12 protein-coding genes are annotated in these 12,231 nt (G+C 41.4%); 3 read left to right on the forward strand and 9 right to left on the reverse strand.

From position 1 onward, the window contains the following. Positions 1-37 precede the first annotated feature (37 nt). The 9 genes from DESOR_RS16830 to DESOR_RS16865 all read right to left on the reverse strand — a co-directional run bounded on the left by DESOR_RS16830 (position 38) and on the right by DESOR_RS16865 (position 9,378). Complete coding sequence (locus tag DESOR_RS16830) at positions 38-2,023, reverse strand: YgiQ family radical SAM protein (RefSeq protein ID WP_014185787.1); 1,986 nt, start codon at positions 2,021-2,023, stop codon at positions 38-40. A 4-nt stretch (positions 2,024-2,027) separates the two neighbouring features. Next, entirely contained in the window at positions 2,028-2,306 is a 279-nt protein-coding gene (locus DESOR_RS16835) for an OmpA/MotB family protein (RefSeq protein ID WP_242832339.1), read from the reverse strand. 1 nt (position 2,307) lies between these two features. Further along, complete coding sequence (locus tag DESOR_RS28190) at positions 2,308-2,511, reverse strand: MotA/TolQ/ExbB proton channel family protein (protein WP_242832340.1); 204 nt, start codon at positions 2,509-2,511, stop codon at positions 2,308-2,310. A 417-nt stretch (positions 2,512-2,928) separates the two neighbouring features. Further along, positions 2,929-3,420: a YajQ family cyclic di-GMP-binding protein gene (locus DESOR_RS16840; RefSeq protein ID WP_014185788.1), complete on the reverse strand. Its 492-nt coding sequence runs from the start codon at positions 3,418-3,420 to the stop codon at positions 2,929-2,931. A gap of 44 nt (positions 3,421-3,464) precedes the next feature. Further along, positions 3,465-4,226 carry a helix-turn-helix domain-containing protein gene (locus DESOR_RS16845; RefSeq protein ID WP_014185789.1) on the reverse strand — a complete coding sequence of 254 codons (762 nt, stop codon included), beginning with the start codon at positions 4,224-4,226 and terminating at the stop codon, positions 3,465-3,467. 21 nt (positions 4,227-4,247) lie between these two features. Next, positions 4,248-5,033: a DUF3388 domain-containing protein gene (locus tag DESOR_RS16850; RefSeq protein ID WP_014185790.1), complete on the reverse strand. Its 786-nt coding sequence runs from the start codon at positions 5,031-5,033 to the stop codon at positions 4,248-4,250. After that, complete coding sequence (mnmH, locus tag DESOR_RS16855) at positions 4,984-6,051, reverse strand: tRNA 2-selenouridine(34) synthase MnmH (RefSeq protein ID WP_014185791.1); 1,068 nt, start codon at positions 6,049-6,051, stop codon at positions 4,984-4,986. The genes DESOR_RS16850 and mnmH overlap by 50 nt, the downstream gene beginning before the upstream one ends. A 67-nt stretch (positions 6,052-6,118) precedes the next feature. Beyond that, positions 6,119-8,485, reverse strand: coding sequence for a DNA translocase FtsK (locus DESOR_RS16860; protein ID WP_014185792.1), 2,367 nt, complete (start codon positions 8,483-8,485; stop codon positions 6,119-6,121). Positions 8,486-8,682: 197 nt separating this feature from the next. Beyond that, on the reverse strand, positions 8,683-9,378 hold the full coding sequence (locus tag DESOR_RS16865; RefSeq protein ID WP_014185793.1) for a ClpP family protease: 696 nt from the start codon (positions 9,376-9,378) through the stop codon (positions 8,683-8,685). Positions 9,379-9,918: 540 nt separating this feature from the next. Here DESOR_RS16865 and DESOR_RS27450 point away from each other — a divergent pair. From DESOR_RS27450 to DESOR_RS16880, 3 genes are all read left to right on the forward strand, one after another. Continuing rightward, the gene (locus DESOR_RS27450) at positions 9,919-10,446 is read left to right on the forward strand and encodes an OsmC family protein (protein ID WP_014185794.1); all 528 of its coding nucleotides are present in this window, start codon (positions 9,919-9,921) and stop codon (positions 10,444-10,446) included. A gap of 202 nt (positions 10,447-10,648) precedes the next feature. Further along, entirely contained in the window at positions 10,649-11,278 is a 630-nt protein-coding gene (locus DESOR_RS16875) for a 4Fe-4S dicluster domain-containing protein (RefSeq protein WP_014185795.1), read from the forward strand. 1 nt (position 11,279) lies between these two features. Next, positions 11,280-12,224, forward strand: coding sequence for a CoB--CoM heterodisulfide reductase iron-sulfur subunit B family protein (locus tag DESOR_RS16880; RefSeq protein ID WP_014185796.1), 945 nt, complete (start codon positions 11,280-11,282; stop codon positions 12,222-12,224). The last annotated feature ends 7 nt before the right edge of the window (positions 12,225-12,231 follow it).

Genomic DNA, 12,231 nt, shown 5'->3' on the forward strand with positions numbered 1-12,231 from the left:
CTCTAAACCGTTTTAGATGGTTTAGAGTCACTTTATTTTACTTGTTCTTGGCTCCATGTTTTATCTTGGCTTTATGGCTGTCTTTGTGTTTAACAGATACCCCTTTTGTCGGTGAAGCACTAGCTATCGGAACTTTAGCATGTGAATCCTTTTTCTTCATTCCTGAACGTCTCGTCGGCTTTTTTAGTTTCCTTGAACCCGCTTCTTGCGGATCATCTTGAAGGAGTCGTTTAGGGCGAATTAAACACTTGGGGCCATAGCCAATAAGATCTTCCCGGTGAGCTAAGCGAAGAGCCTCCTTAACCAAATCATAATTCTTGGGATTCCGGTATTGAATTAAAGCTCGCTGCATAGCTTTTTCATGCATTTTTTTAGGGACATAGACACGTTCCATTGTTTTGGGATCTAAGCTAGTGTAATACATGCATGTGGAGAGGGTACCGGGTGTTGGAATAAAATCTTGAACTTGTTCAGGATTAACGCCCATATCTCTGACATATTCCGCCAATTCTACGGCTTCTTTGAGAGTACTGCCCGGATGGGACGACATTAAATATGGTACAAGGTACTGTTGTTTGCCGATTTTTTCATTAGTTCTGCGAAACTCATGTACAAACTCTTCGTAAACCGACTTGCTGGGTTTCCCCATAAGCCGGAGAACTGAGTCGCTGACATGCTCCGGGGCCACTTTCAATTGACCGCTGACATGGTGTTCACAAAGCTCCCGCATAAACTTTGATTTTTTGTCTGCTAATACAGCATCATAGCGAATACCCGAACGAATAAATACTTTTTTAACCCTCGGCAAATTACGAAGGCGACGCAAAAGATCCATATATTCTTGATGATCACTCTCTAATTTAACACAGGGTTCTGGAAATAAACACTGCCGATGTGAACAGGCACCTTTCAACAATTGTTTTTGACAGGCCGGACGCCGAAAATTCGCGGTTGGCCCGCCTACATCATGAATATACCCTTTAAAACGATTACTCCAAGTCATTTTCTCGGCTTCTCGTACAATAGACTCCGCACTCCGGCTTTGCACAATTCTCCCTTGATGAAATGTCAAAGCACAAAAAGCGCATGATCCATAACATCCTCTTACACTCGTTAGGCTGAATTCAACTTCTTCAATAGCCGGAACTCCCCCCAGCTCTTCATAGGATGGGTGATAAGTTCCCATAAAGGGCAAAGCATAAATTGCATCCATCTCTGTTTGGCTTAAAGGCAGGGAGGGTTTATTTTGCAGGACGCTTTTTCGCCCATGGGCTTGAAGCATAGATTTCCCGACAATTGGGTCTTGTTGATTATATTGAATCCAAAAAGCCTCCGCATATTTTTTCTTATCCTTCGTTACCTCATTGAAGATTGGCAATACCAAGGTGTCTGAAGGCAGAGAATCAGCGGGTAAGGGAACCATGGTTCCCCGGACATCTAAGATCTGTTCGATTTTCTCTCCTTGGTTTAGACGCCGGGCAACCTCAAGGATGGGCTTTTCCCCCATACCAAAAACCAATAAATCCGCTTGGCTGTCCAGCAAGATGGACCGCCTGACCTCATTGCTCCAGTAGTCGTAGTGGGCGAATCTTCGTAAAGAAGCCTCAATTCCGCCGATGATTACAGGAACCCCCGGCATGGCCTCCCGTACTCTGTTAGAATAAACAATGGTAGCCCGGTCAGGGCGAAGTCCCGATTTTCCTCCCGGCGAATAGGCATCATTATGGCGCTTTTTCTTAGCAGCAGTATAATGGTTCACCATTGAATCGAGATTCCCTCCGGATATCAAACAAGCTAACCTGGGTTTCCCCATCACCTGAAATTCTTGAAGTTCCTTCCAATTAGGCTGGGCAATAATGCCCACTCGAAAGCCATTTTTCTCCAAGACACGTGATATGATAGCAATACCAAAGCTAGGATGATCAACATAGGCATCTCCTGTAATGAAAAGAAAATCCAATTCATCCCAACCTAATGCCTCCATTTCTGTTCGGTTCATAGGCAAAAATTGTTTTGTTCCCATTGTCTCACCTTTCTATCGTATTTCGAAGGATATTTACTTCTACTCGTCGATTTTTCGCCCGACCTTCAGGAGTATCATTAGTAGCAATTGGTTGGAATTCACCATATCCTATCGAACGAAATCGAGATTCATCAAGCTTATTAGACTTCAATAAGTACTTTAAAAAATTTAATGACCGTTTGGCACTCAAATCCCAATTGGAATCAAACTCATTGTTGTTGATGAGAATATTATCAGTATGCCCTGCAACCTCTACTTTGTAGTCAGGGTACATACTTAACATATCAGAAATTACTGCGGCAAGTTTTTGGAACCACCTTCAATTCTTCTAAAGGAAACCCCATAAATAATGATGCAGCAGTACCCACAAAAATAATTAAAAAAACTGCAGGATTTAGCAGCGAGGAAAGGCTGGCACCTTTCAAAACCATTCCAAGTCCGACAGCAATGACGGCAAGTACCAATCCAATAAAAGTTGATTTTTCCATTCAATAAATTATCCTTTCCATTTTCGAGTAAGTGATATTATTCAATGTAACCTCGACAAATTCCTTTAAATTTCTTATTCTCGGCTAAAAAAAGTCCTAGGAGAAGATTGGAAAAAAGACCCTCTGGGGAATGAAATACATCCCAGAGAGTCTTTTAATACTCATAGTATACTTTCTTAGTGTTGCTCCAAATACTCATTAATTACTCATTTTATTTTTCACGGTAAATTCAATCCAGGGCCGAAAATGGTTCATCCATTAACAAAAATTCCGGATTTAAGGCCAGAGCCTTGGCAATTCATATTTCTTTCTTCCACAGATCAATGCTATAAACGTCCTATAAACTATTTGTCCCAGATTGAAATAGTATCAATCTGGGACAAATATAACGGCCGCCACAGCAACATAGGCTTATAATTAACGGAAATTAATAAACTGCAGTTCTATACCAAAATCTTCTTTTCGCAAAAGAGCGATCACTGCTTGCAGATCATCCTTGTTCTTGCCGGACACACGAATCTCATCACCCTGTATCGAAGCCGTCACTTTAATTTTGCTGTCTTTGATGGCCTTAATTACGAGCTTAGATTTGTCCTGGGCAATTCCTTGAACTAATTTCACCTCTTGCTTGACGGTATTTCCAGAGGCCGGCTGAACCTTACCATAGTCTAGTGCCCTTAAGGATACTCCCCGCTTAACAAGTTTGCTTTCCAGAATATCGACGACATTACTTAATTTAAAATCATCATCGGAAACTAAAATAATTTTATCACTCTCAAGATCAATGGAGGATTTACTGTTTTTAAAATCAAACCGTTGTTCAAGCTCCCTTTGTGCTTGCTGAATTGCATTAGTGACCTCTGGCATGTCAACCTTGGAAACGATATCAAATGAAGAATCTTTTGCCAAAATGAAACTCTCCTTTTAATTATTCAATAGTTTTATCCCTGACGTTAAAACTGATTTAAGGTTTCTTTTGTTAATACCACATTGCGAAGGACTTCGCCTGATTTTCCCATACTGGGGAGTGTCTTGCCATTTAAGGTAACAGTCAGACCGCCTGCATTCCCAATTGAGAGGAGCTCAATTCGATCGGTTCCTTTAATTTCTTTAGTGGTTCCTGAAGCAAATGTGGCTTGAAATGGTGCCTGACCGTCAACTTTAACCTCCAACCAGCAAGCTTGAGTGAATACCAGCTGCGCGGTTAAACCATCCTGCGTCGATGCTACAACATCCTGAGGGGAACTTTGAGCGGGCGTCTCAGGCTCCTTAGGAGTAGAATCTGTAATTTCTGTTTTCGGTGCAGTTATTAAGGGTGGAGAGGTGTAATCCGGCGGTTTTTCCTTGGGTTGGTAAAGGCCTTTAATTCCAAAAGCCAAGGCAATTGCCACGAGAGCCATCCCCCCGATAATCACCGGTCTAATCCAGGAAGAGTGAGTTCGGGTAATTTTGTCTGACACTTCAATGACAGGCGGAGCCTCTGGTTGATTTGAGGCACTGTAGAGTTCAATAATATCGTCAGAATTTAATCCCAATTGCTTTGCATAGGTTCGCAAATACCCCTTCACGTAAGTAGCTCCAGGAAGTACTTCATATTCCTCCTCTTCAAGGGCCTGAATATAGCGAACTCGTATTTTTGTTACTTCCTCAGTGTCAATCAAACTCCACCCTTTATTTTCCCGAGCGGTTCGGAGCATTTGTCCTTCTCCTGCCATTGCCAAACCTCCTTTCTATTTTTAACTTAAATCAAAAGCCGTGAAGCTCATAGAAATATCCTCAGAATGGATAGGGTCATCAGCTTGATGGCGAATTTCAATGATGTAATCGAACACTACGTCCAAACGCCCATCCCGAATAAATATATCCGGGTGTTCAATAATCTTAATCGTCGGTATTTGTAATGTTTTTTCAAGCAAAGACCAATGGGCATCATTACCTCTCGTAGTACTTGTAATACCGTCGATAAGAAAAATGCTGTTTTCTGGTTCATTAGGCAATAACTCAGTCCGAATAGTTTGTCGAATAATAGTAGACGATAATAAAATCCATCGTTTATTGGCATACACACAGGCAGCAATAGCTGCTTCAGTTTTGCCGACTCGAGGCATACCCCTTAACCCAATGACTTGATTTCCGCCTTCTATTAAAGTATCTCCTAAAAAGTCAACCAAAACACCTAATTCTTCTCGAATAAAACAGAAAGTTGGCGGATTTATGTCGGCCATGTTTAAACGTCGGCCATGTCGAAGGGCGATTCGGTCAAGCAAGGTTGGTCTGCGAAATGCTGTCACTTTTATAGCTTCAACTTCAGTCAACGCTGCTTGCAACGCTTTAAATTTACCCTCTGAATCACTCTCCAGCAGGAGTCCCCGGCTCTTTTCCTCGATCCCCGTAACCGTCAAAATATTTAAACCCAGCATTCCAATCAGCGTTGTCACAGCACCAAGCAATCCTGGTTTATTTTCCTGGATATCATACTCTAAGTACAGGTGATTCTCTGCCTTGTTGGGCGACTTTCTCATCGAGATAGCTCTCCAACTCCCTTAATGCCTTTTCAGGCTTTTCATGGTTTATATAAAAGTCATATTTCGAGCTGGGTTCATTGGGATAAGCATATAACTTATCATAATACTCAACCAGCAATTGCTCTGTAAATCGATCCAAATTCTTTGATTCTAACAAAGCACTTAACTCATCAACTTTTTTATTACCCAGTGTTTTTATCAGCCTTTGCAAAGCTACACTAATTTCTTCAATAGCTTGGGGCATAGAAGTGTATTCTTGTATCAAGCGCTGAACACGATTTTCCAAGGAATCATAAAGAAGGATTTGAATTCCATCCTGCATGGCTGTATAAAAATTGGCCGGCAGGGTTACCCTTCCAATCCGTTTACTCTCGCACTCTACAATAATATAAGAAAAATCTTTTAATGATGCAAGTTCTTCATATAATAATCCCTCAAATTTTTTCTGGGAGGGAGGATTCCCCAGCCCCATTGCCCCAAAGACCGACCCTCGATTGTTGGCCAGGTTTTCCAAATCGATAGCAGGGTATCCTTCGGCTTTTAACTTTTTTAAGAGTTCCGTTTTGCCCACCCCGGTATTACCCCTGAGTACGATAACCTGAAAGGGAAGCTTGTTTTGAAAATAGTTAACGACTTGACTTCGATACGCTTTGTATCCTCCTTGCAGACGATAAATAGGAATACCCATTAGTTCTGCTACCGCTGCCAGAGACTTACTTCGCATGCCTCCACGCCAACAAAATAATACCAATTGGCCCTTTTTTGAAAGTTCCTCGACCTCTTTAACCAAATCCGGAAGTTTGGGACTAACGATACTTAACCCAAGTTCTCTGGCCACAGCCGGAGAGGTCTGGGTATAAGTTTTACCAATCTCTGCACGTTCCTGATCATTAAATATTGGAATATTCATGGCGCCTGGAATAGTAGCTTCAGCAAACTCCCCTTCAGAACGCACATCAACTAAAACCGGCTTTTCTAGAGCTTTTAGCTCTTCAACATTAATCTCCTTAACCATCATTAATTCCTTCCAGTTCGGCAATATACTACTTTATTATCATAAATCCTTCAGAAACTTTATGCAACTAGTGCGCAATTTCATCAACCCATGGGCCGTATTTAAGTTCAAACTGCCCCCTTGTCATTAGCACCTCCCTAGGTTTTGACCCTTCGTATCCCCCCACAACTCCTTTTTCTTCAAGAAAGTCCATTAAACGAGCCGCACGAGTATATCCGATGCGCAGGCGTCGTTGTAACAGAGAGACTGAAGCGCTGCCGCTTTCTATAAAAAGCTGTGCCGCCTGGTAGAAGAGTTCGTCTTCCATATCTTCCTTTTTTACATCTTCAACATCCAGGTTTGGTATTTCCTGATATTCCGGTTTAGCCTGGTTTTGCAAAAATGAAACGACATTTTCAACTTCTTTATCACCTAGATAACAGCCCTGTACACGAACCGGCTTACTATTGCCCATAGGATAATAAAGCATATCACCTCTTCCTAAGAGTTTTTCAGCACCATTCATATCCAAAATAGTCCTTGAATCCGTCTGAGAAGAGACTGCAAAGGCAATTCGAGAGGGAATATTGGCTTTGATTAAACCCGTGATGACATCAACGGATGGCCGCTGGGTTGCTACAATTAAATGGATTCCTGCAGCACGTGCCATCTGAGCTAGGCGACAAATAGCATCCTCCACATCACCAGGTGCAACCATCATTAAATCTGCTAATTCATCAATAATTACGACAACATAAGGTAAGGGTGGATGTTCTTCATTTTTATCTTGGGTGCGCAGAAAGTTATAACGGACAATATCTCTTACCCCGGCAGCAGCAAATAATTCATAACGGGTTTCCATTTCTGTTACGATCCACTTTAAGGCGCCTGCTGCCTTTCTCGGGTCCGTTACTACCGGGGCAATCAGATGAGGAATACCATTATAGTTCGCTAATTCAACCATTTTGGGGTCTACTAATAAGAACTTTACTTCATCAGGACGGGCATTAAATAAAATACTATGAATCAATGTGTTTATACATACGGATTTTCCGGATCCTGTTGCTCCTGCTATGAGGAGGTGGGGCATTTTCGTCAAATCTGCGATAACAGGTGTTCCCGTTATATCTTTGCCCAAACACAAAGCCAATTTACTCGTGGACTCTTGATATTCAGGAGTTTCTAGAACTTCACGGAAATGGACCATTGAAATTTCCTTATTGGGTACCTCAATGCCTACTACAGATTTTCCAGGAATAGGGGCTTCAATTCGCACATCGGCAGAAGCTAGACTTAAGGCAATATCGTCAGCCAAATTTGTTATTTTACTAACTTTTACTCCCGGAGCCGGCTGCGCTTCATAACGAGTAATTGCCGGGCCTTGAGTAACTTGTGTAACTTTGATTTTTACTCCGAAACTTCCTAAGGTTTCTTCAAGTATTTTGACATTATCCGTTAAATCTTTATTGAGCCGTGGATTCTTTATTTTCAACGATTTGTTTAACAATACAACTTGGGGAAGCTGAAAGTTACCGTCTTCCTTGGTCTGCCGGGAAACAGGAGTACTTGTCACTTTTCCAGGGGGAATGATTGTATTTTCAATAACCGGATTTGTCATCTTTTCAAAACCCAACTGTCCTTTATTGGTTAGATTGCTTGGTTCAACCGGAATTTCTTGATGGTCCTCCAGGGTTTTGATAACCAGCGGACGTTCAACCACATCCGGGTCAAGAGCACGTGGAATCACTTTTGCTGGGCTCTTTTTATTAGTATTTTTGACATCTTCCTTTACATTCGACTGTGTTCTTAATTCCGAAATCCCAATATCCCCATCGTCAGAGTTTTTGAGCACATGGATAAAATCACCCATTTGGTGTTTTATCCATTGTCCCGATTCTTTTCCCAGCTGACCTGCTTCTTGAACTCCTTTGATTAATGATCGATTAGTAATCAGTAATGACCCCATCAAGGCTATCATAATTAGTATGACATAGCTTCCGGGAATTCCAATAGTAGTATTTAAGATTATGGCTATTCCCGCCCCAATAAGTCCACCGCCATGACCTAACAGACCTTCATCTATCATATCAGCCTTAGAAAGGGCCTCTATTTCTGGCAGTTGTAAATGAAGAATACCAATAAAGACCAACCAGAGTAAAAGTACTCCGATAGATTTTGTCCCTAAGCGAGGGGTCTGCTTATTCATAAAAACAAGCCCCCAAGCGCCCAGCAAAAGTGGAATACTAACCCGGCCATTCCCAGCCAAGATCGTCAATAGATGTTTAATTTGTCCTCCAACCACGCCACTTTTATCTGAGAAGAGCGTGACTAACCCTAAGCACGCCATACCGACGATAAAAACTCCAATCACTTCATTGCGTATCGTCTCTTTTAAAGAATTGACACGCATATTCACCCGTTTATTAACCGAGCGGCGTTTTTTAGCCTTCGCCACTAAACCAATCCTCCAAACATTAAAATATCAATGATTATTATATTCAAATTCAACACCATCAAGCTATATTCCTGTTTCTTTCCGTAAAATACGTTTAGAAACTTGAACCTGACTTATAAACCGTAGATCTTAACAATAATAAAAGCAGCCTTCGCTGCTCTTTATTAGACGATCTCCTTTTCCAACCGTAGCCGGTTTCATTCTTCAGGTTTTGGAGGAATTAAACTGTTAAGCTCTTGGAATGCTTCTTTGACACCACCGACTGCTTGAATTAATCCTGCATCTACCGCTTCCTGTCCAACAAGGATAGTTCCAATATCCTGAGCTAACTCCCCTGTCGTAAACATAAATTTTTCTAATTTTTCCGGGGCAATTTGTGAATGAGAATATATAAATTGATTAACTCTATCTTGCATTTTCCTTAAATATTCAAACTGCTGATGCCCATTAATCACTAATCCAGTATACCTGATTGGATGAACCGTCATTGTTCCTGTAGGAGCTATGAAGCTCTTTGTACAGCTGACAGCAATTGGGATGCCAATGCTGTGACCTCCTCCCAGCACCAATGATACTGATGGCTTACTTAAACTGCTTATCATCTCGGCAATAGCTAATCCTGCCTCCACATCTCCTCCGGCAGTGTTCAATATTACTAAGATCCCTTCAGCATTTGGATTTTGCTCCACTGCCAGCAGCTGTGGAATAATATGTTCATATTTTGTTGTTTTAGACTGGGCCGGGAGAATCTGATGCCCTTCAATCTGACCGATAATTGGTAAACAGTAGATTCGATCCGTCATCCCCGGGACTTGAATCTGGCCTAATTCTTTAATATTTGAAGATGGAACATTTTTATTTTCCTCAGGTTCGCCTGTCTCATTTAAAAGCACTATAAAACCCCCTATCTAACTCAGAAAGCCCTCCCACCGCCATTGTCATCTTTAGCAGAACGTTGATGAAAACAGCTCGGATGTAAAGGTTCTCTTTTATTATGGAGTTTTATTCCGAAATCATACGTTAATATTTTTCTTTAAGGTTTTTTATTATTTCAGCCAAAAGTATTTACCCTAAGTTCCATAATCCCACCCAATTAATCAATAATCTCTATTTACTGGAATTTACATGTTCCGTATGGAATTATTCTATTCCATAACTGCCAATAAGTATATAAATTAGAATTTTGGGACTTATCAAATAATTATACTTATTGCTGGAATATTTATATTACATTCTTGCTTACTAATCTTTTGTTTATATTTTAACTCCTTACTCAAGAGTAATGATTGAACAAAAATATCCATACGTTAGTATTGGCATAAGTTTTGCATATTATTTCTTATAAATATAGCTAGAAACGAGCTTGGATTTACACTCACTCAGTTTCGGCAGTCAAGAATCGTTTCTAAAAAATTCGAAGGGGGATTGGTATAGTGAGTAAGTTCAATAGCGGAGTTTTATTTAACGGAATCGACTTAGGGTTTATTGGAAGTATGGTGGATAGGGTAAAGCAAGATCATGAAAAAGCTAAGAGAACCCTGAAAACAAAGACAGTCTGGCTTGGCGGCACAAGATCAGAAACCACAATCCGGGACTTCAAGTATATTATTGATGAACCTTGGGGCAATGAACAAGGAGGGGCTCAGCCAGGGGAAGTTGTACTGGCAGCTTTAGGATCTTGTTTAGTCGTCGGCTACTCTTTTGATGGCGCCTTACACGGGATCCCCCTCAAGAAGATTGAGATTGAAATCGAAGGAGATAGTAATGGCATTGCCTTTATGCAAATTCCAACGGACATTATGCCGAACCTGACAACAGCCCGCATTAGAGTTCACCTGGAAAGCGATGTTGGGAAAGAAGTATTAGAAGAGATGCACAAACGTGTTATATCCATTTCTCCCGTTTCTTCAACTTTAACTAATGTTGTCAAGCTAGAGTTCAATCTTACCACCGGGTCCTAATACCCACAATTATCAATTTAAAAATCAGAATTTTCTCAATTATTGACAATCCCTTAGTCAAGTGATTCCTTTTCTTCGCGCAAAAGTCGCACTGATTCCAGTGGGACTTTCTGTCTCATAGACAACCTAAGTTACAAGACCTCTATATTAATCAACGAGTTGTTTTGTATCAGCCCTAATTTAAGTTATAAGGGGATGTCTTATGAAAAGAGAACAGGCCAGTAACTGGTCATTAGAATTTGAGAACGCAATAGCGACATCGGGATTAGCCGATGACATAAGTCGCTGTATATCCTGTGGTAAATGTACTGGTGTATGTCCTGTGGCTGCTATTAGCCCTTCCTATAATCCAAGGCAGATCATTAGGGAAGTACTGCTTGGCAATTATGAAAGGATCGTCCAAAGTGAAGAAATATGGCGTTGTTTCTGGTGCGCAAACTGCGCCGCAACCTGTCCAAGCGAAATTAAATATCCACTCTTAATGCTTTATATCCGCTACTTCTCCATGGCCCATGGAGCGGGAAAAAAGCATGTGGATCCCTTCATCCGTTTCGTTACAAAAGCCAGAAAAGAAGCTGTAACCTTCCAACCGGGCAAACCTGCCAGACTGGATGAAATTAGGGAGTTGAGGAGCAGCCTAGGCTTATCCCCTCTCAGGATTGTATCTGACAATGGTATTAAAGAGTACCAAAAATTATTTGAAATTACCGGCACTGACGAATGGCTTAAGAATTATGTAGAAACCCCCGAAGTCCCTATCAATCTGAGTTATCTGGAGGGAAAAATATTGATCCAGGATGATTTTGTTAGTGGCTCAGAAAGGGAGGCTTAAGATGGAAGAGTATCAAAGATTATCCCTTATTGATCCGCAAAGAGTAGCCAATTTGCCTACACCGGATAAACTATTCCTATTTCTTAGCTGTACAGGGAGTATTGAATATCCGGGAACCGAAAGAGCCGTAAGGCTTGTTGGGGAAAAATTAGGCATTGAATTTATAGAATCCGTCGACCAAACCTGCTGCACGGGGTATATGCTAACCTGTAATGCCGTGAACCCACAGTTAGCTCTGGCCTCCACTTCCCGCAATTTAAGTATTCCTCAGGAAATGGGACTGGATGTAGGTGTGTTTTGTAATGGTTGCTATGGATACTTAAGAGAATTAGCCCACCTTTTGCATTCCAACCCTGCTTTCAAAGAAGTTGGAGATAAAGCAAATGTGGCCTTGGGACGTGTAAAATATCACGGTCACACCAAAATTTACCACGTCCAGGAATTATGGTATCGGCAGTTAGACAAAATAAGCAGCTTAGTCAAGCGGCCTTTAACAGGTCTAAAAATCGCAGCCCATTACGGCTGCCACTATTTGGCTAATAAAGACGTGGCCATTGATGATGCTCAATATCCTACCTTTCATGAAGAAATTTTTAAAGCTCTTGGAGCGACGCCTGTAGTTTATAAAGAACGGCGTGCCTGCTGCGGCTATTCCGTGGGCAGAGGATTTACTCACAAGGAAGAGACGGTATTGCCCCATATTACCAATAAGATGCTGAGTGCTGCTGAGGCAGGAGTTCAATTAATGACTACAACTTGTCCGGGTTGTAATACTGCCCTCGACCGTGAACAGAAGACTATCACCTCGAGAGGCAAACACGTAAGTATTCCTGTTATTGATTTATCTCAGCTTATTGCTTTCGCTTTGGGCGCACCAGTTGAGCAGTTAGGCTTTAAAGCTAATACTACTCCAGTTCTACCCGTGCTGGGACGCTTTGTTAAGTAAGGTATAG

Source organism: Desulfosporosinus orientis DSM 765 (assembly GCF_000235605.1).
GTDB lineage: Bacteria > Bacillota > Desulfitobacteriia > Desulfitobacteriales > Desulfitobacteriaceae > Desulfosporosinus > Desulfosporosinus orientis.